28 protein-coding genes and 1 pseudogene are annotated in these 26,038 nt (G+C 69.3%); 23 read left to right on the top strand and 6 right to left on the bottom strand.

The genetic code is table 11. The annotated features are described in order from the left end of the window. The first annotated feature begins 145 nt into the window (after window positions 1–145). From ABT254_RS25465 to ABT254_RS25380, 18 genes are all read left to right on the top strand, one after another. Entirely contained in the window at window positions 146–1,285 is a 1,140-nt protein-coding gene (locus ABT254_RS25465; RefSeq protein ID WP_351474319.1) for an LCP family protein, read from the top strand. A 196-nt stretch (window positions 1,286–1,481) separates the two neighbouring features. Continuing rightward, a complete protein-coding gene (gene rpmE / locus ABT254_RS25460; protein WP_019753312.1) occupies window positions 1,482–1,706 on the top strand; it encodes a 50S ribosomal protein L31 in 225 nt (74 codons plus the stop codon). Window positions 1,707–1,813: 107 nt separating this feature from the next. Then, window positions 1,814–2,890, top strand: a complete 1,077-nt coding sequence (gene prfA / locus ABT254_RS25455; RefSeq protein ID WP_351474316.1) for a peptide chain release factor 1 — start codon at window positions 1,814–1,816, stop codon at window positions 2,888–2,890. 39 nt (window positions 2,891–2,929) lie between these two features. Next, on the top strand, window positions 2,930–3,775 hold the full coding sequence (gene prmC, locus ABT254_RS25450; RefSeq protein WP_099931305.1) for a peptide chain release factor N(5)-glutamine methyltransferase: 846 nt from the start codon (window positions 2,930–2,932) through the stop codon (window positions 3,773–3,775). A gap of 52 nt (window positions 3,776–3,827) precedes the next feature. Further along, window positions 3,828–4,475, top strand: coding sequence for an L-threonylcarbamoyladenylate synthase (locus tag ABT254_RS25445; protein WP_351474315.1), 648 nt, complete (start codon window positions 3,828–3,830; stop codon window positions 4,473–4,475). After that, window positions 4,472–5,149: an arsenate reductase/protein-tyrosine-phosphatase family protein gene (locus ABT254_RS25440; protein WP_351474312.1), complete on the top strand. Its 678-nt coding sequence runs from the start codon at window positions 4,472–4,474 to the stop codon at window positions 5,147–5,149. The genes ABT254_RS25445 and ABT254_RS25440 overlap by 4 nt, the downstream gene beginning before the upstream one ends. A gap of 121 nt (window positions 5,150–5,270) precedes the next feature. Beyond that, on the top strand, window positions 5,271–6,509 hold the full coding sequence (gene glyA, locus ABT254_RS25435; RefSeq protein WP_351474309.1) for a serine hydroxymethyltransferase: 1,239 nt from the start codon (window positions 5,271–5,273) through the stop codon (window positions 6,507–6,509). Between the two features lie 150 nt (window positions 6,510–6,659). Continuing rightward, window positions 6,660–7,982, top strand: a complete 1,323-nt coding sequence (locus ABT254_RS25430) for an MraY family glycosyltransferase (protein WP_351474307.1) — start codon at window positions 6,660–6,662, stop codon at window positions 7,980–7,982. A 310-nt stretch (window positions 7,983–8,292) separates the two neighbouring features. Beyond that, on the top strand, window positions 8,293–8,730 hold the full coding sequence (locus tag ABT254_RS25425) for a Cg1360 family ATP-synthase-associated protein (protein ID WP_351474305.1): 438 nt from the start codon (window positions 8,293–8,295) through the stop codon (window positions 8,728–8,730). Window positions 8,731–8,955: 225 nt separating this feature from the next. Beyond that, window positions 8,956–9,774: a F0F1 ATP synthase subunit A gene (gene atpB / locus ABT254_RS25420; protein ID WP_502972036.1), complete on the top strand. Its 819-nt coding sequence runs from the start codon at window positions 8,956–8,958 to the stop codon at window positions 9,772–9,774. Between the two features lie 80 nt (window positions 9,775–9,854). Beyond that, window positions 9,855–10,097 carry an ATP synthase subunit C-like protein gene (locus ABT254_RS25415; RefSeq protein WP_099931312.1) on the top strand — a complete coding sequence of 81 codons (243 nt, stop codon included), beginning with the start codon at window positions 9,855–9,857 and terminating at the stop codon, window positions 10,095–10,097. Between the two features lie 38 nt (window positions 10,098–10,135). Then, entirely contained in the window at window positions 10,136–10,684 is a 549-nt protein-coding gene (locus ABT254_RS25410; protein ID WP_099931313.1) for a F0F1 ATP synthase subunit B, read from the top strand. Next, on the top strand, window positions 10,681–11,496 hold the full coding sequence (locus ABT254_RS25405) for a F0F1 ATP synthase subunit delta (RefSeq protein WP_351474301.1): 816 nt from the start codon (window positions 10,681–10,683) through the stop codon (window positions 11,494–11,496). Before ABT254_RS25410 ends, ABT254_RS25405 begins: the two co-directional genes overlap by 4 nt. A 138-nt stretch (window positions 11,497–11,634) precedes the next feature. Further along, window positions 11,635–13,224 (top strand): F0F1 ATP synthase subunit alpha, encoded by a 1,590-nt coding sequence (gene atpA / locus ABT254_RS25400; protein WP_351474298.1) that lies wholly within the window; start codon window positions 11,635–11,637, stop codon window positions 13,222–13,224. Window positions 13,225–13,245: 21 nt separating this feature from the next. Further along, window positions 13,246–14,163 (top strand): F0F1 ATP synthase subunit gamma, encoded by a 918-nt coding sequence (locus tag ABT254_RS25395; protein WP_351474295.1) that lies wholly within the window; start codon window positions 13,246–13,248, stop codon window positions 14,161–14,163. Beyond that, window positions 14,163–15,599 (top strand): F0F1 ATP synthase subunit beta, encoded by a 1,437-nt coding sequence (gene atpD / locus ABT254_RS25390; protein WP_351474293.1) that lies wholly within the window; start codon window positions 14,163–14,165, stop codon window positions 15,597–15,599. The genes ABT254_RS25395 and atpD overlap by 1 nt, the downstream gene beginning before the upstream one ends. Window positions 15,600–15,733: 134 nt before the next feature. Next, complete coding sequence (locus ABT254_RS25385; protein ID WP_351474290.1) at window positions 15,734–16,108, top strand: F0F1 ATP synthase subunit epsilon; 375 nt, start codon at window positions 15,734–15,736, stop codon at window positions 16,106–16,108. A gap of 142 nt (window positions 16,109–16,250) precedes the next feature. Then, window positions 16,251–16,697: a DUF2550 domain-containing protein gene (locus ABT254_RS25380; RefSeq protein WP_344399113.1), complete on the top strand. Its 447-nt coding sequence runs from the start codon at window positions 16,251–16,253 to the stop codon at window positions 16,695–16,697. Between the two features lie 56 nt (window positions 16,698–16,753). Here the strand turns inward: ABT254_RS25380 and ABT254_RS25375 are convergent, their stop codons facing one another. From ABT254_RS25375 to ABT254_RS25365, 3 genes are all read right to left on the bottom strand, one after another. After that, window positions 16,754–18,574 (bottom strand): glycosyl hydrolase family 18 protein, encoded by a 1,821-nt coding sequence (locus ABT254_RS25375; protein WP_351474287.1) that lies wholly within the window; start codon window positions 18,572–18,574, stop codon window positions 16,754–16,756. A 118-nt stretch (window positions 18,575–18,692) separates the two neighbouring features. Continuing rightward, window positions 18,693–19,334 (bottom strand): response regulator, encoded by a 642-nt coding sequence (locus ABT254_RS25370; protein ID WP_351474285.1) that lies wholly within the window; start codon window positions 19,332–19,334, stop codon window positions 18,693–18,695. After that, window positions 19,331–20,497: a sensor histidine kinase gene (locus tag ABT254_RS25365; RefSeq protein ID WP_351474282.1), complete on the bottom strand. Its 1,167-nt coding sequence runs from the start codon at window positions 20,495–20,497 to the stop codon at window positions 19,331–19,333. Before ABT254_RS25365 ends, ABT254_RS25370 begins: the two co-directional genes overlap by 4 nt. A 151-nt stretch (window positions 20,498–20,648) precedes the next feature. Between ABT254_RS25365 and ABT254_RS25360 the strand changes: the two are divergent. From ABT254_RS25360 to ABT254_RS25340, 5 genes and pseudogenes are all read left to right on the top strand, one after another. Further along, window positions 20,649–21,063: pseudogene (locus tag ABT254_RS25360) on the top strand (hypothetical protein). Between the two features lie 12 nt (window positions 21,064–21,075). Next, window positions 21,076–21,768, top strand: coding sequence for a response regulator transcription factor (locus ABT254_RS25355; RefSeq protein WP_351474279.1), 693 nt, complete (start codon window positions 21,076–21,078; stop codon window positions 21,766–21,768). Then, window positions 21,765–23,228 carry a sensor histidine kinase gene (locus ABT254_RS25350; RefSeq protein ID WP_351474276.1) on the top strand — a complete coding sequence of 488 codons (1,464 nt, stop codon included), beginning with the start codon at window positions 21,765–21,767 and terminating at the stop codon, window positions 23,226–23,228. The genes ABT254_RS25355 and ABT254_RS25350 overlap by 4 nt, the downstream gene beginning before the upstream one ends. Before the next feature lie 53 nt (window positions 23,229–23,281). Continuing rightward, complete coding sequence (locus ABT254_RS25345; protein WP_351474273.1) at window positions 23,282–23,689, top strand: hypothetical protein; 408 nt, start codon at window positions 23,282–23,284, stop codon at window positions 23,687–23,689. Window positions 23,690–23,700: 11 nt separating this feature from the next. Beyond that, window positions 23,701–23,886 (top strand): hypothetical protein, encoded by a 186-nt coding sequence (locus ABT254_RS25340; protein ID WP_351474270.1) that lies wholly within the window; start codon window positions 23,701–23,703, stop codon window positions 23,884–23,886. Here ABT254_RS25340 and ABT254_RS25335 read toward each other — a convergent pair. From ABT254_RS25335 to ABT254_RS25325, 3 genes are read right to left on the bottom strand one after another with little or no spacing between them, the layout of a single operon-like run. Next, the gene (locus ABT254_RS25335) at window positions 23,883–24,455 is read right to left on the bottom strand and encodes a cob(I)yrinic acid a,c-diamide adenosyltransferase (protein ID WP_351474268.1); all 573 of its coding nucleotides are present in this window, start codon (window positions 24,453–24,455) and stop codon (window positions 23,883–23,885) included. The two genes, ABT254_RS25340 and ABT254_RS25335, sit on opposite strands and share 4 nt — an antisense overlap. A 13-nt stretch (window positions 24,456–24,468) precedes the next feature. Further along, window positions 24,469–25,218: an ABC transporter permease gene (locus ABT254_RS25330; protein WP_351474265.1), complete on the bottom strand. Its 750-nt coding sequence runs from the start codon at window positions 25,216–25,218 to the stop codon at window positions 24,469–24,471. Window positions 25,219–25,225: 7 nt separating this feature from the next. After that, window positions 25,226–26,008: an ABC transporter ATP-binding protein gene (locus tag ABT254_RS25325; RefSeq protein WP_351474262.1), complete on the bottom strand. Its 783-nt coding sequence runs from the start codon at window positions 26,006–26,008 to the stop codon at window positions 25,226–25,228. Window positions 26,009–26,038: the final 30 nt, after the last annotated feature.

Here is a 26,038-nt window from a genome sequence, read left to right as displayed (position 1 = left end):
TGGGCACAGAGCGTTGTGCAACCCTTTCTCGAGTTCCTCCGTCTGACCCGACGGAGTGACGATGGTGCGGTACGACGCGTATCCGTGACCGACAGGCCTGTCCCTGAACGCAGGGGGTAACCGACCGGACGAGAACGAGGAGCACATGTCCGCCGAGAGCACGCCGGAACCCGGAATACCGGGGGAGCCCGGCACCAACGGCACGCGCGGCCGCGCCAAGGGCCGCCGCCGCAAGCCCCGCAGCACGCGCCGCAAAGGCCTGCTGATCACGGCGTGGACCGCCGCGGGCATCGTCGTGCTGGGCGGCACCGGAGCCGGATACCTGTACTTCAAGCTCAACGGCAACATCAAGAGCGTCGACATCGACTCGGCCCTGGGCACGGACCGGCCGACCAAGGTCGACAACGGCTCCGAGAACATCCTGGTCCTCGGTTCGGACAGCCGCTCGGGCAGCAACAAGAAGCTCGGCGGCGGCACCGACGACGGCAGCGCCCGCTCCGACACGGCGATGATCGTGCACGTCTACAAGGGCCACAAGAAGGCCAGCGTGGTCTCCATGCCGCGCGACACCCTCATCGACCGCCCCGAGTGCACCGACACGAACGGCAGGACGCATCCCGCCGCGACCGGCGCCATGTTCAACACCGCGTACTCCACCGGCGGCGCCGCCTGCGCAGTGAAGACCGTGGAGTCGATCACCGGGCTGCGCATGGACCACTACCTCGAGGTCGACTTCAGCGGCTTCGAGAAGCTCATCGACGAGCTCGGCGGTGTCCCGGTCACCACGACCAAGAACATCAAGGACTCCCAGAGCCATCTGAACCTCAAGGCCGGCACGCACACGCTCGACGGCGAGCAGGCCCTCGGCCTGGTCCGCACCCGGCACGGCGTCGGCGACGGCTCCGACCTCGGCCGTATCCAGCTCCAGCAGGCCTTCATCAAGGCCCTGGTCGAGCAGGTCAAGCACGTCGGCATCTTCACCAGCCCGAAGAAGCTCTACGACCTCGCCGACACCGCCACCAAGGCCGTGACGACCGACTCGGATCTTGGCTCGGTCAACTCCCTCATGGGCTTCGCCAACGGCCTGAAGAGCATCAGTTCCAGCAACATGCACATGATCACGATGCCGGTCCAGTACGACCCGTCGAACCCGAACCGCGTGATCGTGGAGAAGGCCAAGGCTGAGCAGGTCTGGGACGCTCTCAAGAACGACCGCACGATCCCGAAGTCGGCGACTGAAGGAACGGCAAGTGGCGAAGCAAAGGGTGTGGTGAGCGCCCCTTGAGGGGCGCGGGGCCGTGTCGATTTGCGGCTGGGCGGCGTGGGCGCGAGCAACCCCCACCGGCCCGCAGGGAATAGATCACCGCAACCCCCGGTTTGGGGGGATGGCCCCAGTCCTGGCAGACTGGTACGTCGGCCCCGGTTCACGCGACCGCACCCCGCGGGAGCGACCCGGCGCCCTCCCGAAACTAGGAGACACCTTGAAGCGCGACATCCACCCCGAGTACGTCGAGACGCAGGTCAGCTGCACCTGTGGCGCGTCGTTCACCACCCGCAGCACGATCTCCAGCGGCACCATCCGCGCCGAGGTCTGCTCCGAGTGCCACCCGTTCTACACGGGCAAGCAGAAGATCCTCGACACCGGTGGCCGTGTGGCCCGCTTCGAGGCCCGCTTCGGCAAGGCTGCTGCCGGCTCCAAGAAGTAGCTGGCTCCCATTCGCCGGTCCACGGCCGCGCCCTTCTCAGGCGTGCCGGGACCGGCGTTTTTGGTCGCCCGCCTTCCCCCTTCTTCCACGCAGTACAGGAGCCCAAGATGTTCGAGGCCGTCGAGGAACTCGTCGGTGAGCACGCCGACCTGGAGAAGAAGCTCGCCGACCCGTCGGTCCACGCCGACCAGGCCAACGCGCGCAAGCTGAACAAGCGCTATGCGGAGCTCACCCCGATCGTCGCCACGTACCGCTCCTGGAAGCAGAACGGCGACGACATCGAGACGGCGAAGGAATTCGCCGCCGCCGACCCGGACTTCGCCGCCGAGGTCAAGGAGCTGGAGAAGCAGCGCGAGGAGCTGACGGAGAAGCTGCGCCTGCTGCTCGTGCCCCGGGACCCGTCCGACGACAAGGACGTGATCCTCGAGATCAAGGCCGGCGCCGGCGGCGACGAGTCCGCGCTCTTCGCCGGTGACCTGCTGCGCATGTACCTCCGGTACGCCGAGCGCGTCGGCTGGAAGACCGAGATCATCGACGCCACCGAGTCCGAGCTGGGCGGCTACAAGGACGTCCAGGTCGCCGTGAAGACCAAGGGCGGCCAGGGCGCCACCGAGCCCGGGCAGGGCGTCTGGGCCCGGCTGAAGTACGAGGGCGGCGTGCACCGCGTGCAGCGCGTGCCGGCGACCGAGTCCCAGGGCCGTATCCACACCTCCGCGGCCGGTGTGCTGGTCACGCCCGAGGCCGAGGAGGTCGACGTCGAGATCAACCCGAACGACCTCCGCATCGACGTCTACCGCTCCTCCGGACCCGGCGGCCAGTCCGTCAACACCACCGACTCCGCGGTGCGCATCACGCACATTCCGACCGGAGTCGTCGCCTCCTGCCAGAACGAGAAGAGCCAGCTGCAGAACAAGGAGCAGGCGATGCGTATCCTGCGCTCGAGGCTGCTCGCAGCGGCGCAGGAGGAAGCGGAGAAGGAAGCCGCCGACGCCCGCCGCAGCCAGGTCCGCACCGTCGACCGCTCCGAGAAGATCCGCACGTACAACTTCCCGGAGAACCGCATCTCGGACCACCGCGTCGGCTTCAAGGCCTACAACCTGGACCAGGTCCTGGACGGCGACCTCGACGCGGTGATCCAGGCCTGCGTCGACGCGGACTCGGCGGCGAAGCTGGCGGCTGCATAAAGGCACCTGCGCACCACCCAGTACGACACGGAGGAATGCGTGAACCTGCTGCTCGCAGAGGTGGCACAGGCCACCCAGCGGCTGGCCGACGCCGGCGTGCCCTCGCCGCGCACCGACGCGGAGGAGCTCGCCGCGTTCGTGCACGGCGTGAAGCGCAGCCAACTGCACTCCGTGAAGGACTCGGACTTCGACGCCCGCTACTGGGAGGTCATCGCCCGGCGTGAGCAGCGCGAGCCGCTGCAGCACATCACCGGGCGGGCCTACTTCCGCTACCTCGAACTCCAGGTGGGGCCGGGCGTGTTCGTGCCGCGGCCCGAGACCGAGTCCGTGGTCGGGTGGGCCATAGACGCCGTACGCGCCATGGATGTCGTGGAGCCCTGCATCGTCGACCTGTGCACCGGCTCCGGCGCCATCGCGCTCGCCCTCGCCCAGGAGGTGCCGCGCTCGCGCGTGCACGCCGTGGAGCTGTCCGAGGAAGCGCTCCAGTGGACCCGCAAGAACGTCGAGGGTTCGCGCGTCGACCTGCGCCAGGGCAACGCCCTCGACGCCTTCCCGGACCTCGACGGCCAGGTCGACCTGGTCATCTCCAACCCGCCGTACATCCCGCTGACCGAATGGGAGTACGTCGCTCCCGAGGCGCGGGACTACGATCCCGAACTCGCCCTGTTCTCGGGGGAGGACGGCCTCGACCTCATCCGCGGTCTGGAACGGACCGCACACCGGCTCCTGCGCCCGGGCGGTGTCGTCGTCGTCGAGCACGCCGACACCCAGGGCGGCCAGGTGCCGTGGATCTTCACGGAGGAGCGGGGCTGGGCCGACGCGGCCGACCACCCGGACCTCAACAACCGCCCCCGGTTCGCGACGGCCCGCAAGGCACTGCCATGACCGCCCCGACGACCCACTTCCCGATGTACGTGTACGAGGAGGCCCGCTAGACATGGCTCGGCGATACGACACCAACGACGCGACGGACCGCACGACCGGTCTGCGCGAAGCCGCGTCCGCCGTCCGCCGTGGCGAGCTCGTGGTCCTCCCGACCGACACGGTGTACGGCATCGGCGCCGACGCCTTCTCCTCGGAGGCGGTCGCCGACCTGCTGGAGGCCAAGGGCCGGGGCCGCAACATGCCCACCCCCGTGCTGATCGGGTCCCCGAACACCCTCCACGGTCTCGTCACCGACTTCTCCGAGATGGCCTGGGAGCTCGTCGACGCCTTCTGGCCGGGCGCGCTCACGCTCGTCGCCAAGCACCAGCCGTCCCTGCAGTGGGACCTGGGGGACACCCGGGGCACGGTCGCCATCCGGATGCCGCTCCACCCGGTCGCCATCGAGCTGCTGACCGAGGTCGGCCCCATGGCCGTGTCCTCGGCGAACCTGACCGGCCACCCCGCCCCCGAGGACTGCGACGCCGCGCAGGAGATGCTCGGCGACTCGGTCTCCGTCTACCTCGACGGCGGCCCGACCCCCGGCAACGTCCCGTCCTCCATCGTCGACGTCACCGGCGCGGTGCCGGTGCTGCTGCGCGAGGGCGCGATCTCGCCGGAGGAGCTGCGGAAGGTCGTACCCGACCTCGAGGTGGCGAATTGACGGCCCCTGACGCGGGGCGTGGCATAGGCAACGGGGAAGAGAAGGGGAACCTGTTCGAACAGGGCGTCCCCATGACCAACTTCCGCATCCTCCACGTCAGCACCGGCAATGTGTGCCGCTCGCCGATCACCGAGCGGCTGACCCGCCATGCCCTGGCGGCCCGGCTCGGCGACCCCCTGTGGGGCGGGCTGATCGTGGAGAGCGCGGGCACCTGGGGCCACGAGGGCGCGCCCATGGAGGCCAACGCCGAGGCGGTCCTCGCGGACTTCGGCGCGGACGCCTCCGGCTTCATGGGCCGCGAACTCCTCGACGAGCACGTCATCATGGCCGACCTCGTCCTGACGGCGACCCGCGACCACCGCGCCCAGGTCATCTCCATGGGCCACTCGGCGGGCCTGCGCACCTTCACCCTGAAGGAGTTCACCCGCCTGGTGAAGGCGATAGACCCCGCGACGCTGCCGCCCCTGGAGGACGGCGTGGTGGCACGCGCGCGTGCCCTGGTGCGGGCTGCGGCGGCTCTACGCGGGTGGCTCCTGGCCCCGACCGCCGAGGCGGACGAGGTGTACGACCCGTACGGGGCGCCGCTGACCTTCTTCCGGTCCATCGGCGAGGAGATACATCAGGCGCTGGATCCGGTGGTGACGGCGCTGACGGGGGTGCCCGCGCGCGCCTGACGCCGGACGCGTCGCGTCACAGCGCTCACCGGGGTCCCTGTGAAGGCGTAACAGCCGAGCACCTCACCGGTACCGGGCCTACATTGGTCGTACGTCACCGTCGACGCCCCCGGAGCCCATCATGCCGGTCACTCACACCCTCGAGGCCGATGTCCTGCGCCGGCAGGACCCCGAGCTGGCCGAGATCCTGCTCGGTGAGCGCGACCGGCAGTCGACGACGCTGCAGCTCATCGCCGCCGAGAACTTCTCCTCGCCCGCCGTGCTGGCCGCGCTGGGCTCGCCGCTGGCCAACAAGTACGCCGAGGGGTATCCGGGCGCCCGCCACCACGGCGGCTGCGAGATCGTCGACGTGGCCGAGCGGCTCGCCGTGGACCGCGCGAAGGCCCTGTTCGGCGCCGAGCACGCCAACGTGCAGTCGCACTCCGGGTCTTCGGCCGTCCTCGCCGCGTACGCGGCACTCCTGCGGCCCGGCGACACCGTCCTCGCCCTCGGCCTCCCGTACGGCGGCCATCTCACGCACGGCTCGCCCGCCAACTTCTCCGGCCGCTGGTTCGACTTCGTCGGCTACGGCGTCGACGCCGAGACCGGGCTCATCGACTACGACCAGGTGCGCACCCTCGCCCGTACGCACCGCCCCAAGGCGATCGTGTGCGGCTCCATCGCCTACCCCCGGCACATCGACTACGCCCTCTTCCGCGAGGTCGCCGACGAGATCGGTGCCTATCTCATCGCCGACGCAGCCCATCCCATAGGGCTCGTCGCCGGGGGAGCGGCGCCGAGTCCGGTGCCGTACGCCGACGTGGTCTGCGCGACCACGCACAAGGTGCTGCGCGGGCCGCGCGGCGGGATGCTCCTGTGCGGCGCCGAGCTCGCCGAACGGGTCGACCGGGCCGTCTTCCCCTTCACCCAGGGCGGCGCGCAGATGCACACCATCGCCGCCAAGGCCGTAGCGTTCGGTGAGGCGGCAACACCGGCGTTCAGCTTGTACGCCCATCAGGTGGTCGCCAACGCCCGGACGCTGGCGGCGCTGCTGGCCGCCGAGGGCCTGGTGGTCACCACGGGCGGCACGGACACCCATCTGATCACCGCCGACCCGGCGCCCCTCGGCGTCGACGGACGCACCGCGCGCGGACGCCTCGCCGCCGCCGGAATCGTGCTGGACTGCTGTGCGCTGCCGCACGGGGACGCCCGTGGCCTCAGGCTCGGCACGGCGGCCGTGACCACGCAGGGGATGGGAGAGGAGGAAATGGCCTCGATCGCCTCGTTGCTCGCGGATGTGCTGCGCGGCGGGACCGAGAGCCAGAAGGCGCGTGATCAGGTGCGCGAGCTCACCGGTAGATTTCAGCCGTACACCGGCTGAGCGGGGGTAGACGCACCTGCGTACCACTGGGTGCAGCCTGCGTGCACAGGCACGCGTGCAACCATCGTCGCTACCCGGCAGTCCCCATTCATATGCGTGCGTCGCTAGGGTGTGGGGCTGAGATGGCCAGCGAGACCTGTGGGGAAGCCTGTGCGTGAATACCTGCTGACGCTCTGCATCACGGCCGCGGTGACGTATCTGCTGACAGGGCCGGTACGGAAGTTCGCGATCGTGGCCGGAGCCATGCCGGAGATCAGGGCCCGTGACGTGCACCGGGAGCCCACTCCGCGCCTCGGCGGGATCGCCATGTTCTTCGGCCTGTGCGCGGGCCTGCTGGTCGCAGACCATCTCACCAACCTCAACGAGGTCTTCGAGAAGTCCAACGAACCGCGGGCGCTGCTCTCCGGAGCGGCGCTCATCTGGCTCATCGGCGTCCTGGACGACAAGTTCGAGATCGACGCCCTGATCAAGCTGGGCGGCCAGATGATCGCCGCCGGCGTCATGGTCATGCAGGGTCTGACGATCCTGTGGCTGCCGATCCCGAGCGTGGGCACCGTCGCGCTCACCCAGTGGCAGGGCACCCTGCTGACGGTGGCGCTGGTCGTCATCACCATCAACGCGGTCAACTTCGTCGACGGCCTCGACGGCCTCGCCTCCGGCATGGTGTGCATCGCCGCAGCCGCGTTCTTCATGTACGCCTACCGCATCTGGTACTCGTACGGCATCGAGGCCGCCGCCCCCGCGACGCTGTTCGCGGCCATCCTGATGGGCATGTGCCTGGGCTTCCTGCCGCACAACATGCACCCCGCGCGCATCTTCATGGGCGACTCGGGCTCGATGCTGATCGGGCTGGTGCTGGCCGCGGGCGCGATCTCCATCACGGGGCAGGTCGACCCGGACAGCCTGTTCGGCGGGTCCCAGCGCCAGGCGGTGCACCAGATGGTGCCGGTCTACATCCCCCTGCTGCTGCCGCTGACGATCATCGCGATCCCCGCCGCCGACCTGGTGCTGGCCATCGTGCGCCGCACCTGGCGCGGCCAGTCGCCCTTCGCCGCGGACCGCGGGCATCTGCACCACCGGCTGCTGGAGATCGGGCACTCGCACAGCAGGGCCGTCCTGATCATGTACTTCTGGTCGGCGCTGATCGCCTTCGGCGCCCTCGCCTACTCGGTCAACTCGGCCTCCATGTGGATCGTGCTGGGCATCGTGGTCCTCTGCGCCATCGGCCTGCTGCTCCTGCTGCTGCCGCGCTTCACCCCGCGCGCCCCGCGCTGGGCCGAGCACTTCGTGCCGCCGCGCTACCGCCGCCGCAGGGCCGTCGCGGAATCGGCCTCGACCCCCGCTCACGCGGCCGCGGTCGAAGAGGAGCAGCGCCCACCGGTCGTGGCCGGTGTGGCAGGGGTCAACGGGGCGACCGCCCTCGGCTCCCGTCCGCGCTTCCTGGACCGGCGCAAGGCCGGTACCTCGCGCTGACCCTCGCGTTGACCGGCAAGGTAAGAATCTGACTAGAGCATTGCCAACTCGTGGGGGAGCAAAGTCTCCCAATACCAGACAAGTCGGTTCTGTTTCTGCACAGACGCGCACTGTCACTCTCATGTGTGACAGCAAGCACACCGACTAGGTAAAGACCGCATCAAATAGTTTGTGATACGGTTCACGAGAACCCCGGAGAGAGCTGAAGGACCGTAGTGCGACGGTCCATTGGCCGTGAGTTCCCCTCTCGATCCGGGACTACGCTCGTCCATGACGACACCTGCCCCCCTGTGAAAGCGGAGTTGCCGCCATGCCGTCCAATGACGCCCGGAACCTCTTGCATACCGCTGTGCCCGCAGCGGCTGCCGGCGCGATCGTCGTCGCCGTCAGCGCTGGGGTCGCCGGCGGCAAGGGCGCGCTCGGCGCGGCGGTCGGCACACTGCTCGCGATCCTGTTCATGGGAATCGGTCTGTACGTCCTGCAGTGGACGGCAAAAACGCTCCCGCAGTTGTTCCAGGCCATGGGGCTGATGCTTTACGTCGCTCAGCTCCTGCTGCTCCTGATCTTCGTCGCTGTCTTCAAGGACACCACCCTCTTCAATGCGAAGACGTTCGCCGTCTCGCTCGTCGTCGCAACCGTCGTGTGGATGGCCGCGCAGGCCCGTGCGCATATGAAAGCCAAGCTCTTCTACATCGACCCCGACTCCGAGAAGAGTGGAAAGTCCGAGAAGACAGGGTCGTCGTCGTGAGGGATAGGGGCGGGATAAAGGCTTGTGGGATCTCCTGCTATCGTCCGGTGCCAACTGCGGCATCGCGGGCGCGGGCATCTGAGCTGACGCCTGATCGATCGCGAGGCTTGATGCCCCCCAGCCGCCCTCACATCCGAAACACCAGTCCAGTGCCGACCCGCGGCTGCGCGCCGCGCCGACACAACGAGGTTGCCGTACCCATGCGTCACGCCGAAGGAGCCCGCGGTGAGTGCTGACCCGACCCAGCTCGCCTTTGAGTGGGATTGCCGCATTCTGTCCGACAACGGATGTGGCTTCCCGGCTCCGGGCCTGCACTCGTTCCTGTTCAAGCCGATCGTCACGGTCGGCGGGTTCGAGTTCAACAAGGTGATGCTGCTGGCCCTCATCACCACTCTGCTCGTCGTCACGTTCTTCACGTTGGCGTTCAGCAAGGCGAAGGTGGTCCCGGGCAAGCTGCAGATGGTCGCCGAGGCCGGCTACGACTTCGTGCGCCGCGGCATCGTCTACGAGACGCTCGGCAAGCGCGAGGGCGAGAAGTACGTCCCGCTCATGGTCTCGCTGTTCTTCTTCATCTGGATCATGAACATCTGGTCCGTGATCCCGCTGGCCCAGTTCCCGGTTTCCTCGGTTTTCGCCTTCCCGGTGGTGCTGGCCGCGGTCGTCTACATCACGTGGGTCTCCCTGACCTTCAAGAAGCACGGCTTCGTCGGCTTCTTCAAGAACGTCACGGGCTACGACAAGTCGCTCGGTGGCGTCCTGCCGCTCGTCATGGTCATCGAGTTCTTCTCGAACCTGCTGGTCCGCCCGTTCACGCACGCGGTGCGACTCTTCGCCAACATGTTCGCGGGTCACCTGATGCTGGTGATGTTCACCGTCGCCTCCTGGTACCTGCTGAACAGCTACATGATCCCGGCCGCCGGCGTCTCGTTCGTGATGACCGTGGTCATGATCCTCTTCGAGCTTTTCGTACAGGCCGTCCAGGCGTACGTCTTCGTGCTGCTGGCCTGCTCCTACGTTCAGGGCGCTCTCGCCGAGCACCACTGAGCCGAGTACCACCCGCCCGCACCCCCGAGACGTCCGGTGGCCAACCCCCACCGGTCCAAGAAAGAGAAGGAAGAACCGGCATGTCCGCTCTCCAGACACTTGCTGCTGACACCGTTCACGGCTCGCTCGGCTCCATCGGCTACGGCCTTGCAGCCATCGGCCCCGGCGTCGGCGTCGGCATCATCTTCGGTAACGGCACGCAGGCCCTGGCCCGTCAGCCCGAGGCGGCCGGCCTGATCCGCGCCAACCAGATCCTGGGTTTCGCCTTCTGTGAGGCGCTCGCCCTCATCGGCATCGTCATGCCGTTCGTGTTCGGTACCTGATCCGCCTTACCTGACACGTTCCGACGAAAGGCACTGATGTGATCGCCAACCTGGTAGCGCTCGCGGCCGAGGAGAAGCAGAACCCGCTGATCCCGGCCGGCCCCGAGCTGCTTGTTGGAGCCATCGCCTTCGCCATCGTGTTCTTCTTCTTCTGGAAGAAGCTGCTCCCGAACATCAACAAGGTTCTGGAGGAGCGCCGCGAGGCGATCGAAGGTGGCATCGAGAAGGCCGAGGCCGCTCAGGTCGAAGCCCAGAGCGTTCTCGAGCAGTACAAGGCCCAGCTCGCCGAGGCCCGGCACGAGGCCGCGCGTCTGCGCCAGGAGGCGCAGGAGCAGGGTGCCGCGCTCATCGCCGAGATGCGCGCCGAGGGCCAGCGGCAGCGCGAGGAGATCGTCGCCGCCGGTCACGCGCAGATCGAGGCCGACCGCAAGGCCGCCGCGTCCGCGCTGCGGCAGGACGTCGGTCACCTCGCGACCGAGCTGGCCGGCAAGCTGGTCGGCGAGTCCCTCGAGGACCACGCCCGGCAGAGCCGCGTCATCGACCGCTTCCTCGACGAGCTCGAGGAGAAGGCCGAGGCCACCCGATGAACGGAGCGAGCCGCGAGGCCCTGGCAGCCGCACGCGAGCGTCTCGACGCGCTGACGGACTCCACGTCCGCCGACGCGACGAAGCTCGCCGACGAGCTGGCCGCCGTCACCGCGCTGCTCGACCGCGAGGTGTCGCTGCGTCGGGTCCTGACCGACCCGGCGCAGGCCGGTGAGGCGAAGGCCGAGCTGGCCCGGCGTCTGCTCGGCTCCCAGGTCGGCGGCGCGACTGCCGATCTGGTGTCCGGCATGGTGCGCTCCCGCTGGTCGCAGTCCCGTGACCTGGTGGACGCGCTGGAGGAGCTGGCGGACACCGCCGAGCTCACCGCCGCGCAGAAGAGGGGCGCGCTCGACGACGTGGAGGACGAGCTGTTCCGCTTCGGGCGGATCGTCTCCTCGAACACCGAGCTGCGCGCCGCGCTGACCGACCGCGCCGCCACCACCGCGGCCAAGATCGAGCTGCTGCACCGGCTGCTCGGCGGCCGGGCCGTCCCGTCGACCGAGCGTCTTGTGACGCGCCTTGTGACCGCGCCGCGGGGACGTAGCCTGGAGGCGGGACTTGAGTCCCTGTCCAAGCTGGCCGCAGAGCGCCGGGACCGGCTGGTCGCCGTCGTGACCTCGGCGGTGCCGCTGAGCGACGCGCAGAAGCAGCGCCTGGGCGCCGCCCTCGCGAAGCTCTACGGCCACCAGATGCACCTCAACATCGACGTGGACCCCGAGGTCCTCGGCGGGATCCGGGTGCAGGTCGGCGACGAGGTCATCAACGGCTCGATCGCGGACCGCATCGAGGACGCCGGCCGCCGCCTGGCGAGCTGAGCAGCAACTTCATAAGCAGAACAGCAGTACAGCAGTACGTACCTACGGCCCGGTTGGGTCGTGCAGAGGATTCCTGGGGGTCGCCCCCAGACCCCCAAGTTGAAACTTCGGGCCCAACAAGGAGAGCAGGGAACCCAGATGGCGGAGCTCACGATCCGGCCGGAGGAGATCCGGGACGCGCTGGAGAACTTCGTCCAGTCGTACAAGCCGGACGCGGCCTCGCGCGAGGAGGTCGGTACGGTCACCCTTGCCGGCGACGGCATCGCGAAGGTCGAGGGTCTGCCCTCGGCCATGGCCAACGAACTGCTGAAGTTCGAGGACGGCACCCTCGGCCTCGCGCTGAACCTGGAAGAGCGCGAGATCGGCGCCATCGTCCTCGGTGAGTTCAGCGGTATCGAGGAGGGTCAGCCGGTGCAGCGCACCGGTGAGGTGCTCTCCGTGGCCGTCGGCGAGGGCTACCTCGGCCGCGTTGTCGACCCGCTCGGCAACCCGATCGACGGCCTCGGCGAGATCGAGACGTCCGGTCGCCGCGCCCTCGAGCTGCAGGCCCCCACGGTCATGCAGCGCAAGTCGGTGCACGAGCCGATGGAGACCGGCTACAAGGCCGTCGACGCGATGACCCCCGTCGGCCGTGGTCAGCGTCAGCTGATCATCGGTGACCGCCAGACCGGCAAGACCGCCCTGGCCGTCGACACGATCATCAACCAGCGTGACAACTGGCGCTCGGGCGACCCGAAGAAGCAGGTCCGCTGCATCTACGTCGCCATCGGCCAGAAGGGCTCCACCATCGCGTCGGTCCGCCGCGCGCTGGAGGAGAACGGCGCGCTGGAGTACACGACCATCGTCGCCGCCCCCGCGTCCGACCCGGCCGGCTTCAAGTACCTTGCGCCGTACACCGGTTCGGCCATCGGTCAGCAGTGGATGTACGAGGGCAAGCACGTCCTGATCATCTTCGACGACCTGTCGAAGCAGGCCGACGCCTACCGCGCCGTGTCGCTGCTGCTGCGCCGCCCGCCGGGCCGTGAGGCCTACCCGGGTGACGTCTTCTACCTGCACTCCCGTCTGCTGGAGCGCTGCGCGAAGCTCTCCGACGACATGGGCGCCGGCTCGATGACGGGTCTGCCGATCGTCGAGACCAAGGCCAACGACGTCTCGGCGTTCATCCCGACCAACGTCATCTCCATCACCGACGGCCAGTGCTTCCTGGAGTCGGACCTGTTCAACGCCGGTCAGCGCCCCGCGCTGAACGTCGGTATCTCCGTCTCCCGAGTCGGTGGTTCCGCGCAGCACAAGGCGATGAAGCAGGTCGCGGGCCGCCTCCGCGTGGACCTCGCCCAGTTCCGTGAGCTGGAGGCGTTCGCCGCCTTCGGTTCCGACCTGGACGCCGCGTCGAAGGCGCAGCTGGAGCGCGGTCAGCGCATGGTCGAGCTGCTGAAGCAGGCCCAGTACCAGCCGATGTCCACCGAGGACCAGGTCGTCTCCGTCTGGGCCGGCACCACCGGCAAGATGGACGACGTCCCGGTGGCCGACATCCGCCGCTTCGAGAAGGAGCTCCTGGAGTACCTGCACCGCAAGGAGCAGGGCCTCATGACCTCCATCCGCGAGGGCGGCAAGATGTCGGACGACACCCTCACCGCTGTCGCGGACGCGATCGCCGAGTTCAAGAAGCAGTTCGAGACCTCGGACGGCAAGCTTCTCGGCGAGGACGCCCCGGCCGCCGCCAAGTGACGTAAGGAAGGGACCTGACTCATGGGAGCCCAGCTCCGGGTCTACAAGCGTCGCATCCGATCCGTCACCGCGACCAAGAAGATCACCAAGGCGATGGAGATGATCGCCGCCTCGCGCGTCGTCAAGGCGCAGCGCAAGGTGGCGGCCTCCACGCCGTACGCGCAGGAACTGACGCGTGCGGTCACGGCGGTCGGTACCGGCTCGAACACGAAGCACCCGCTGACCACGCAGGCCGAGACGGTCACGCGGTCCGCGGTGCTGCTCCTCACGAGCGACCGCGGTCTCGCCGGTGCCTTCAACTCCAACGCCATCAAGGCGGCGGAGCAGCTCACCGAGCGGCTGGAGCGCGAGGGCAAGGAGGTCGAGATCTACATCGTCGGCCGCCGTGGCCTCGCCCACTACAACTTCCGTGAGCGCAAGGTCACGGAGTCGTGGACCGGCTTCACCGACGAGCCCACGTACGCGGACGCCAAGAAGGTCGCGGCGCCGCTGATCGAGGCCATCGAGACCGAGACGGCCGAGGGCGGCGTGGACGAACTCCACATCGTCTTCACCGAGTTCGTGTCGATGATGACGCAGACGGCGCTCGACGACCGTCTGCTGCCGCTCAGTCTCGAAGAGGTCGCGAAGGAAGCAGCCCCGCAGGGCGAGATCCTTCCGCTGTACGACTTCGAGCCCTCGGCGGAGGACGTCCTCGACGCCCTGCTGCCGCGCTACGTGGAGAGCCGTATCTACAACGCGCTCCTCCAGTCGGCCGCTTCGAAGCACGCCGCCACGCGGCGCGCGATGAAGTCGGCGACCGACAACGCGGGAGAGCTCATCACCACGCTCTCCCGACTTGCCAACGCGGCCCGCCAGGCCGAAATCACCCAGGAAATCAGCGAGATCGTCGGTGGCTCCGCAGCCCTGGCCGACGCGACCGCGGGGAGTGACCGCTAATGACCACCACTGTTGAGACCGCGACGGCCACGGGCCGCGTCGCCCGGGTCATCGGCCCGGTCGTCGACGTGGAGTTCCCCGTCGACGCGATGCCGGACATCTACAACGCGCTTCACGTCGAGGTGGCCGACCCGGCCAACGCCGGCGAGAAGAAGACGCTGACCCTGGAGGTCGCCCAGCACCTGGGTGACGGCCTGGTCCGCACCATCTCCATGCAGCCCACCGACGGTCTGGTCCGCCAGGCCCCGGTGACCGACACCGGCAACTCCATCACCGTTCCGGTCGGCGACTTCACCAAGGGCAAGGTGTTCAACACCCTCGGTGAGGTGCTGAACGTCGACGAGAAGTACGAGGGCGAGCGCTGGGGCATCCACCGCAAGGCCCCGAACTTCGACGAGCTCGAGTCGAAGACCGAGATGTTCGAGACCGGTGTCAAGGTCATCGACCTGCTGACCCCGTACGTCAAGGGCGGCAAGATCGGTCTGTTCGGCGGCGCCGGCGTCGGCAAGACGGTGCTCATCCAGGAGATGATCTACCGCGTCGCCAACAACCACGACGGTGTCTCCGTGTTCGCCGGTGTCGGCGAGCGCACCCGTGAGGGCAACGACCTCATCGAGGAGATGTCCGACTCGGGCGTCATCGACAAGACCGCGCTGGTCTTCGGCCAGATGGACGAGCCCCCGGGCACCCGTCTGCGCGTGGCCCTCGCGGGTCTGACCATGGCGGAGTACTTCCGCGATGTGCAGAAGCAGGACGTGCTGTTCTTCATCGACAACATCTTCCGCTTCACCCAGGCCGGTTCCGAGGTGTCGACCCTGCTCGGCCGTATGCCCTCCGCGGTGGGCTACCAGCCGAACCTGGCCGACGAGATGGGTCTCCTCCAGGAGCGCATCACCTCGACGCGTGGTCACTCGATCACCTCGATGCAGGCGATCTACGTCCCCGCGGACGACCTGACCGACCCGGCCCCGGCCACCACCTTCGCCCACCTCGACGCGACGACGGTTCTCTCCCGTCCGATCTCCGAGAAGGGCATCTACCCGGCCGTGGACCCGCTGGACTCCACGTCCCGCATCCTGGACCCGCGCTACATCGCGCAGGACCACTACGACGCCGCCATGCGCGTCAAGACGATCCTGCAGAAGTACAAGGACCTCCAGGACATCATCGCGATCCTCGGTATCGACGAGCTCGGCGAGGAGGACAAGCTCGTCGTCCACCGTGCCCGTCGCGTGGAGCGCTTCCTGTCCCAGAACACCCACGTCGCCAAGCAGTTCACCGGCGTCGACGGGTCGGACGTCCCGCTGGACGAGTCGATCGCGGCCTTCAACGCGATCTGCGACGGCGAGTACGACCACTTCCCGGAGCAGGCGTTCTTCATGTGCGGTGGCATCGAGGACCTCAAGGCCAACGCCAAGGAGCTGGGCGTCTCCTGAACTCCCTGAGTTCGAATTGAGCCCTACGGCTCATGTGTGAGGGGGCGGGGTACGTCCCGCCCCCTCTTTCACGCCCATTAGACTTGTAACCAACACCCGGCAGGAGACGCCGGGTGGTGACCCGAGGAGCCACCTTGGCTGCTGAGCTGCACGTCGCGCTGGTCGCGGCCGACCGAGAGGTCTGGTCCGGCGAGGCCACCCTGGTCGTCGCGCGCACCACGTCCGGCGACATCGGCGTCATGCCCGGTCACCAGCCGCTGCTCGGTGTGCTGGAGTCGGGCCCGGTGACCATCCGTACGAGTGAAGGTGGAACGGTCGTCGCCGCGGTGCACGGCGGTTTCATCTCGTTCGCGGACAACAAGCTCTCGCTGCTGGCCGAGATCGCCGAGCTGTCGGACGAGATCGACGTCCAGCGTGCGGAGCGCGAGCTGGAGCGCGCGAAGGCGGAGGGCGACGCCGCCGCCGAGCGTCGCGCCGATGTACGACTGCGCGCGGCGGCGACGAGCTGAGCCCGCGCGGAGCTGTATGAATTCACTCAGCCGCGGTCGGCACCGGAGCAATCCGGAGCCGACCGCGGCTGAGGCAGATATAGGTGTTTTTTCCGTTCCGTTACCTATTTTCGGTACCTAGGAGACGAGGAGGTCGGTGTCGATGGTCCTCGCTCTGACTGTGTGCGGAGTCGTGGTCGCCCTGGTGGTGCTGGGGCTGTTCGTCTTCGGGCTGCGCCGCAGACTCATCCAGCGCTCCGGGGGCACCTTCGACTGTTCGCTGCGCTGGGACGTCCCCGAGAAGACGGACACGAGCGGAAAAGGCTGGAGCTACGGAGTCGCCCGGTACAACGGCGACCGCATCGAGTGGTACCGCGTCTTCTCCTACGCCTACCGCCCGCGCCGCATCCTGGAACGCGCCGCGATCGAGGTCGCCGGCCGTCGCCTCCCCGAGGGGGAGGAGGAGCTGGCGCTGCTCTCCGACGCGGTGATCCTCACCTGTCTGCACCGGGGCACGCGTCTCGAACTCGCGATGAGCGAAGACGCGCTGACCGGTTTCCTCGCGTGGCTGGAGGCAGCCCCGCCCGGACAGCGAGTGAATGTGGCGTAGCCACATTGACGCTCCCCCGGACGACGTCCGGGGGAGCGTCAACGTCGCTCAGGTGCTTACAGGTTGTTGCTGATGGCGCTCACCAGCTCGCCGTTGCTGGTGTCGCCGCTGAACTCCCAGAAGAACGCTCCGCCGAGACCCTGGGACTTGGCCCAGCTCATCTTCCCGGCGATGGTCGACGGGGTGTCGTACGACCACCAGTTGCTGCCGCAGTGCGCATACGCCGTGCCGGCGACGGTGCCGGTGGCCGGGCAGGACGTCTTGAGCACCTTGTAGTCCTCGATGCCCTGCTCGTAGGTGCCCGCGGCCGGGCCCGTCGCGGTGCCGCCGGGGGCGTCCTGGGTCACGCCGGTCCAGCCGCGCCCGTAGAAACCGATGCCGATCAGCAGCTTGCTCGCGGGGACGCCGGCCGCCTTGTACTTGGCCATCGCGGCGGCCGTGGTGAACCCGGCCTTCGGGATGCCGCTGTACGAGGTGAGCGGGGAGTGCGGGGCGGTCGGGCCCTGGGCGTCCCAGGCGCCGAAGAAGTCGTACGTCATCACGTTGTACCAGTTGACGTACTGGGCGGCGCCCGCGTAGTCGGCGGCCTCGATCTTGCCGCCGGACGAGCCGTCCGCGGTGACCGCGGCCGTCACGAGCGCGCCGGAGCCGAACTTGGCGCGCAGCGCCGACATCACGTTCTTGAAGGCCGCCGCGCCGCTGGTGTCGCAGGACAGACCGCAGGCGTTCGGGTACTCCCAGTCGATGTCGATGCCGTCGAACACGTCCGCCCAGCGCGGGTCCTTGACCAGGTTGTAGCAGGAGTTCGCGAAGGCGGTCGGGTTGGCCGCCGCCTGCCCGAAGCCGCCGGACCAGGTCCAGCCGCCGAAGGACCACAGGACCTTGATGTTCGGGTACTTGGCCTTCAGCTCACGCAGCTGGTTGAAGTTGCCGCGCAGCGGCTGGTCCCAGGTGTCGGCCACGCCGCTCACCGACTGGTCGGCGGTGAACGCCTTGTCGTAGTCGGCGTAGGAGTCGCCGATCGCGCACTGGCCGTTCGTCACGTTGCCGAAGGCGTAGTTGATGTGCGTGATCTTCGACGCGGATCCCGACGTCACCAGGTTCTTGACGTTGTAGTTGCGGCCGTAGATGCCCCACTCGGTGAAGTAGCCGAGCTTGACCGTGGAGCCGGAGGTCGGGGGATTGGTCGTGCCGCCCGTCGTGTGCACGGCGACCGAGCCGCTGACCGGGCCGGTCTGGCCGGCGGTGTCACGGGCCTGGACGGTGTAGGAGTAGTCGCTGCCTGCGGTCAGGCCGGTGTCCGTGTACGAGGTCGTGGTGACCGTCGAGACGACCTTGCCGTCGCGCAGGACGTCGTAGTTCTTGATGCCCTTGTCGTCGGTGGCGGCCGACCAGCTCAGCTTCACCGAGGTGTCGGTGACGGACGAGGCGGTCGGGGTGCCCGGCGCGGAGGGGGCCGCGTCGCCCGGGACCGTCGCGCCGTCACAACTGTCGCCGTTCAGCTTGCAGTTGGAGGGTGAGCCCGAGCCCGCTCCGTTGAAGCCGAAGGAGACGGAGGCGCCCGGGGCTATGGAGCCGTTGTAGGACTTGTTCTTGGCGGTCCAGTGGGTGCCGGAGGACGTGACGTCCGCGTCCCAGGCCGAGGTGACGGACGTACCGGAGGGGAAGTCCCACTCGACCGTCCAGGAGCTGATGGCCGTGGTGCCGGTGTTCTTCACCGTCCACTTGCCTTCGAAGCCGGTGCCCCAGTCCTGGGTCTTGGCGTAGGTCGCCGTCGCGGTGGTCGCGGCCTGGGCGGGGCTTGCGAGGCCGACGAGGCCGGCCAGCGGCAGCAACAGGGTCGCGAAGCCTGCCGCGGCTCTGTGTCCGAAGCGCATGGTGCGCCTCCTATGGGGAGTTGGGGGGGCATGACTGAGCCTTCACGCCCACAGTGCCGCGAGAATAGAAAGGTCTGGACCATCGGTCAATAGGTCTGGACCACTCCGGGCAGCCGTGCTAGATCCCCAACTCCTGCGCGAGTACGGCCGCTTGGACCCGGCTGCGCAGTTCCAGCTTCCCGAGGAGGCGGCTGACGTGCGTCTTCGCCGTGGCCTCCGCCATGTCGAGGCGGCCCGCGATGGCGGCGTTGGACAGGCCCTCGCCGAGGCAGGACAGCACCTCGCGTTCACGGCGTGTGAGGCTGTCGAGGACGGCGGGATCAGCCGTGGGTTCGCGTACGGACGTGGTGGCGAACTCGGCGATCAGACGGCGGGTGACGGCCGGGGCGATCAGGCCCTCCCCGCGCGCCACGGTCCGTACCGCCTCCAACAGGTCCTTCGCCTCGGTGTTCTTGAGCAGGAAACCGGCGGCGCCGGCGCGCAGCGCCCCGAAGACGTACTCGTCGAGGTCGAAGGTGGTGAGGACGAGGACATCGGACAGCCCCTCCCCGACGACCTGCCGGGTGGCCGACACTCCGTCCAGGCGCGGCATCTGGACGTCCATCAGTACGAGATCCGGACGCAACTCCCGTGCCAGCGCCACCGCCTGCTCGCCGTCCGCCGCCTCCCCGACCACCTCGATGTCGGGTGCGCTGCCCAGGATGAGGACGAGCCCGGCGCGGACGGCGGACTGGTCCTCGGCGACGAGGACGCGGATCATTCGGAATCTCCTTCGGGCAGGGGGAGCGTGGCGTGTACGGTCCAGGAGTCGCCGTCGGGTCCGGCCTCGAACGTGCCGCCCAGCAGCGCCGTCCGCTCCCGCATACCGACCAGGCCGGCGCCGGAGCCGGGTGCGCGCGGGCCGTCCCGGTGGCCGTACGGGCTGGTCACCTGTACGTCGAGCACGCCGTCCCGCTGGGTGAGGGCGACGGTGACCTTCCCGGGGCAGGCGTGCTTGAGGGCGTTGGTCAGGGATTCCTGGACGATGCGGTAGGCGGCGAGTTCGACCGGCGCGGGGACCGTGCCGTGGTCGGTGTCGAGGCGGATGTCGAGGCCGTTGGCGCGGGCGCCGTCGACGAGGGCGGCGAGGCCGTCGAGGGTCGGGACCGCGCTCGGCTCACCGTCGCCGTCGCGCAGGATGCCGATCAGACGACGCATCTCCGCGAGCCCCTCGACGCTGTTCTCGCGGATGACCAAGAGGGCCTCCCTCGACGTGACGGGATCGTCGATGGACAGCGCGGCCGTGGAGTGGATGGCGATCGCGGAGAGATGGTTGGCGACCATGTCGTGCAACTCCCTTGCCATCCGGGCCCGTTCGGCAATGACCGCCTGGCTGCGGTCCATCTCCGCGAGCAGCGCGGTCTGTTCGGCGCGCAGCCGCTCGGCGTCGGCGGTGTCACGGTGGTCGCGTACGACCCAGCCCGTCGCCGCGGGCGCCAGGGTGACGAGCGCGACGCCCGCCCCGATGAGCAGGGCCTGCGGTACGCGCCAGGCCACATACGGGACGACGGTCCCGATCACCGTGAGCAGGCCGCTGATCCAGGTGATGCGGCGGGCGGAGGCGAGCCTGCCGTACAGGACGGCCGCATAGACGAGGTCCGTGAACATCACGATGGTGGCGAGGTTGCCGCGGGTCACCAGGTCCGCGGTGATCGCGACCGTGCCGACGAGCAGGGCGGTGCGCGGGCGGGTGCGGCGCAGCAGTTCGCAGGCCGCGGTGACGACGAGCGGCACGAGGACCGCCCGGCGGGCGTCGACCACGGCGATCGGATCGTCCGCCGTGCGGCTGTAGAGGCCGACGGCACACAGCAGCAGCCCGCCGACCAGTCCGCCCAGGGCGATGAGGACGTCGTCGCGGTGCGGGCGGGTGAGTCGTGCGGCCATGGCTCCATCCAACACGGCCCGCGCACCTCGCGCTTGATGCCGGGGGAGGGTCCCGAACTGCATCTTTCGATGTACGGCGACTTCGTCATCGTCGACGACGAAAGCCGCCGGCCCGGTCGCGAGCCTGGAAGGGGACCGAGAGGAGCGAACCGTGGTCGTCACGCTGATCATCGCCTGCGAGGTCGGATTCTGGGTGTTGCTCGTCGCCGGGCCGGCCGTCCGCTACCTGCTGAAGTGGCACCGGACGAGCGTGGCGCTGCTGCTGTGCGAGCCGCTGCTGGAGCTCGTGCTGTTCGCCGTCACGGCCGTCGACCTGAAGAACGGGGCGAAGCCCGGCTGGGAGCACGGACTGGCCGCCCTGTACATCGGGTTCACGGTCGCCTACGGCCGCGATCTGGTACGTCGGCGACGGCGACACCTCGTCGCTGCGGGCCGTCGAGTGGACGGCGCTGCGGGTCGTCGTGATCCATGGACTGATCGCGCTGACGTATCTGATCTGGCCCAAGAAGGCCCCGGCAGACGCTGCCGCGCCGTCCGAGGAGAGCCGTACCCTGACCAGACGCTGAGGGGAGGGGTGCATGACCGAGACGGGCAGCCCGGGAGCCGTGCTGGTCGTGGACGACGATCCGGCGATCCGGCGTTCGCTGGAGCGCGGGCTGCGGCTGAGCGGCTTTCGGGTACGGACGGCGGACGGCGGTCGTGAGGCGCTCGCGGTGATCGAGGAGACGCCCCCGGACGTCCTCGTCCTCGATGTGTCGATGCCCGGCATGAGCGGTATCGAGGTGTGCGAACGGCTTCGCGACGACGGCCGGGATCTTCCCGTCCTGATGCTCTCGGCGCTCGACGAGACCTCGGACCGTATCGCCGGGCTCCAGGCGGGCGGCGACGACTACCTGGTCAAGCCGTTCGCCCTGCAGGAACTGGTGCTGCGGCTGCGGGCACTCCTACGGCGAAGGCCGCCCGCGGGCGAGGTGCTGAGGGTGGCCGGCCTGGTGATCGACCCGGCGGCCCGCACCGCCGAGCGGGACGGCCGGCCCCTGGAGCTGACCCGGCGCGAGTTCGAACTGCTTGAGGTGCTCGCCCGCAACGCCGGGCTCGTCCTCACCCGCGACCAGCTCCTCGAACGGGTGTGGGGTTACGACTTCGACGTGCGGACGGACGCCGTCGACACCTTCGTCAGCTATCTGCGCCGCAAGCTGGAGGCCGACGGCCGGCCCCGGCTCGTCCACACCGTGCGCGGGGTGGGATTCGTACTGAGGGCCGAGCCGTGAGGCTGTCCACGCGCATCGGGCTCGCCGTCGGGGGCACCGTGCCGCTTCTCGTGCTCGCCTCCGGCTGGCTGCTGCTGCAGCTGGTCAAGCACGATCTGCACGTCGCCGAGGACGACCATCTGCGGATCCGCGCCACGGCCGTCGCCCAGGACGCCCGTGCTCTGCTGAGGGCCGGCGCCAGCAACCGGCCCAAGGCCGCCGACAACCGCGAGCGTCAGCTCTACAGCGCCGCCCTGGACGTCGGCGTACGCGTCATCGGACCGGACGCCACCTTCAGCGGCGGCCCGCAGCCGGACGCCTCGGTGCCGTTGCCGGCGCGGGCGAGCGCGCCGGTGACCGTCCGGGACGGCGGCAGCAGCTGGCGCGCGCTGTCCGTGCCGATCACCACGGCTCGCGGTGCCGGGACCCTGTGGGTGTTCTCGCCCGACGCCGCCGACCAGGCCCAACTCCGGCTCGTACGGCGCCGGGTGGCGGTGACGACGCTGCTCGCCGCGCCCCTGTCCGGCCTCCTGGCCTGGGGCATCGCCACCGGCGCGACCGGCCCGCTGCGGCGCCTTGGCCGCCGTACCGCCGGACTCGACCCGCGCACCAGCTCGGCCCGGCTGCCCGAGGAGCCGAGCGGGGTGACCGAGGTCGACGAACTGGCCGCCACCCTGCGCACGGTCCTCGCCCGCTACGACGAGCAGGCCGCCCGCACCGCCGAGGCACTGGACACGGCCCGCTCCTTCTCCGCGGCCGCCTCCCACGAACTGCGCACCCCGCTGATGAGCATGGGCACCAACCTCGACATCCTCGTCGACCACCCCGACCTGCCGGAGCCGGACCGCACGGAGGTCCTGACCGATCTGCGCGGCGAACACGCCCGGCTGCTGAACCTGCTGGTGATGCTGCGCGAACTGGGCCGCGGCGACCTCGTCGAGGTGGAGGCCTTCCGGCCCGTGGACGTGACGGAGACGGCTGACGCGGCGGTGGCCGAGGCCCGGCGCCGAGCCCCGGACGCCCGCATCGTGCTGGAGGCGGCACCCGGACCGACTGTTCACGGCTGGGCACCCGGCATCCGCCTCCTCCTCGACAACCTGCTGGCCAACGCCCTGGCCCACGGGCGGGACGCGGCCGGGCAGGCGACCGTGACCGTCGGAGTACGGCAGGCGGGCGAGCAGATCGTGATCACGGTCGACGACCGGGGCCCGGGCGTGCCCGAGCCGACCCGCGCCCGGATCTTCGAGCGCTTCGCCCGCGGACCCGGCAGCTCGGGCTCCGGTCTCGGCCTGACGCTGGTCGCCCAGCAGACGGCCCTGCACCGGGGGAGCGTCACGGTGACGGACGGACCGCAGGGCGTCGGTGCCCGCTTCGAGGTACGGCTGCCGTCCACGGGCGCGGCCCCGCCCGGCCGCCGGGACTGGCTGATCGGCACAGCCGGGGCAAAACGGTCACAGAGTTTCCCCAAAGAGCCTTCCTAGCCTCCACGGCATGCGGACGGACCAAGGGGGCCGTCCGCGGAACGGAGGCTGAGATGTATGTACGACGACACCGGCGCATGCTCGTGGTCGGAGCGGCCGTAGCGGCGATGCTGGTCGGCGGCGTGGGAGCGGCCGTGGCCGAGAGCACGCCCTCGCCCGCGTCCACGGCCGCCCGGACCGGGGACGGGGCCGAGGCCCTGTGCAAGCGGGCACCGAAGATCGACCACCGTATCGACCGCGCCCTGGAGCGGCTGAACGCCGGCGCCGACAGGCGCGGTTCGATCGCCCGGCTGCAGCAGCGGGTGGACAACGCGAAGGCGGCGGGTCACAGCGAGATCGCCACCTATCTCCAGGACCGGCTGACCTTCCGCAAGTCCCTTCTCACCACACTGCAGCAGCGGCAGAAGGACCTGGCCGACGTGCGGACCTGGTGCAAGGACAACAACCGGGGCACGAGTTGATGCGTGCCGGGGTGACGGCGGCAGCGGTGCTGCTGGCTGTCGGGCTCCTCGCGGGCTGCGCCCGGGAACACGGCTCGGCGGCCACCACGCCGTCCTCGTCCCCCATCCCGTCCGGCTACTCGGAGATGCAGAAGAAGGTGGCCGCCGCCGAGTCCGCGGTCGCCCGGGCGGACAATGACGCCGCCGCGGACCGCTAGCGTTCCCCGCCCGGCACCCACAGCACGTCCCCGACCTCCTTGTTGGCCGTGCGGGCCAGGATGAACAAGAGGTCCGACAGACGATTCAGGTAGGTCGCGGTGAGGGGGTTCATCACCTCACCGTGGACCTCCAGCGCCGCCCACGTCGAGCGCTCCGCCCGCCGTACGACCGTGCAGGCCTGGTGCAGCAGGGCCGCGCCCGGGGTGCCGCCCGGGAGAATGAAGGAGCGCAGCTTCTCCAGCCGCTCGTTGAAGCGGTCGCAGTCCGCCTCCAGCTTGTCGACGTAGAACTGCTCGACCCGCAGCGGGGGGAACTCCGGGTTCTCGACGACCGGTGTGGACAGGTCCGCACCCACGTCGAACAGGTCGTTCTGGACACGGGTGAGGACCTTGACGATCTCCTCCTCGAGACCGCCCAGCGCGATCGCCGTACCGATCACCGCGTTCGCCTCGTTGGCGTCCGCGTACGCGGAGATCCGCAGATCGGTCTTGGCGACCCGGCTCATGTCGCCGAGGGCGGTGGTGCCCTGGTCGCCGGTCCTGGTGTAGATGCGCGTCAGATTGACCATGTGACCAGCGTAGTTACGCTCCGGCCGTCCGGAACACACGTGTGCCCACTGTCACGGCGAGCGCCGCGAAACCGAGGGCGACCAGGACGCCGTACAGCATGTGATCCGTCGCGTACGAGCCGACGTATGCGTCCCGCACGGCGTCCACCAGATAGCGGAACGGCATGAAGTGCGAGAGCACGTCCAGCCAGACCGGGGCCAGGGACATGGGCAGCATCAGTCCTGACAGCAGCATCGACGGCATGGTCATGGCGTTGACCAGCGGCCCGAACTCCTGAGGGGTGTGCACCTTCATCGCCAGCGCGTACGACAGCGAGCCGAGCGAGACGGTGAGCAGGGCGACGAACCCGAAGCCGATCAGGACCCCGGCGAGCGGCGCCCGCAGCCCCATCGCCACGGCCGCGACCACCAGCAGCACCGCCTGGAAGACGAACACCGTGGCCTCGCGCAGCACACGGCCCAGCAGGAGCGCGAGGCGGCTGACGGGCGTCACGCGCATCCGCTCGACCACCCCCTGACTTTTCTCGATGATGATCGAGAAGCCCGCGAACGACGCCCCGAACAGACCGAGTTGAAGCAGCAGCCCCGGCACGAGGAGCTGCCAGGAACTGCCCCGCCCGCCGAGCGGCAGGCCCGTCAGCAGCGGTCCGAAGAAGAGGAGATAGAGGAGCGGCATCAGCACGCCGAAGAGCAGCGCGAAGCGGGAGCGCAGGGACTGGCGCAGGTAGCGGCCGTAGATCAGTGCGGTGTCGTGGAGCAGCATCGGATTCCTATACGGCTACGGGGGCGGCGTCGGCGGGGGCGGGACCGCGGCCGGTGATCGCGAGGAAGGTGTCCTGGAGGCTCGCGTCGATCGAGCCGCCGTACCGGAGCTTGAGCGCGGTGGGCGTGCCCTCCGCCACGACCACTCCCTTGTCGACGATCACCAGGCGGTCGGAGAGGGCGTCGGCCTCGTCCAGGTAGTGGGTGGTCAGAAAGACCGTGGTGCCGTGCTCGTCGCGCAGGCGGCGGATCAGGTTCCACAGGTCGGCGCGGCTGCCGGGGTCGAGGCCTGTCGTCGGCTCGTCGAGGAACAGCACCTTCGGGCGGTGGGTGAGGGCCATCGCGATGTCGAGGCGGCGCCGCTGACCGCCGGAGAGCGCGGAGGTCCTGCGGTCGAGGAGGCCGGTGAGGCCGAGGTCGCGGGCCAACTCCTCCGCGCGCGCGATCGCCTGGGGCTTGGTCAGGCGGTAGAGGCGGCCCTGGGTGACCAGCTCCTCCCGCACGCTGATCTGCGCGTCGACCCCGCCCGACTGGGCGACGTAACCACAGGCCTTCCGTACCCCCTCCGGGTCGGCGGCGAGGTCGTGGCCCGCGACGGTGGCCGCGCCGCCGGTCGGGGCGAGCAGGGTCGTGAGCATGCGCAGGGTGGTGGTCTTGCCGGCCCCGTTCGGGCCGAGGAAGCCGAGGATCTCGCCCTCGCGGACGGTGAGGTCGATACCGCGGACGGCCTCCACGGGGCCCCGTTTGGTCTGGAAGGTGCGGGCCAGTCCGGCCGCGCTGATGACTGCCATGCTCCACAGAAAAACAGAGACTCACCAATT

Source organism: Streptomyces sp. NPDC001137 (assembly GCF_040298885.1).
Classification (GTDB): domain Bacteria; phylum Actinomycetota; class Actinomycetes; order Streptomycetales; family Streptomycetaceae; genus Streptomyces.
This window is presented reverse-complemented; position numbering and strand designations above follow the sequence as displayed.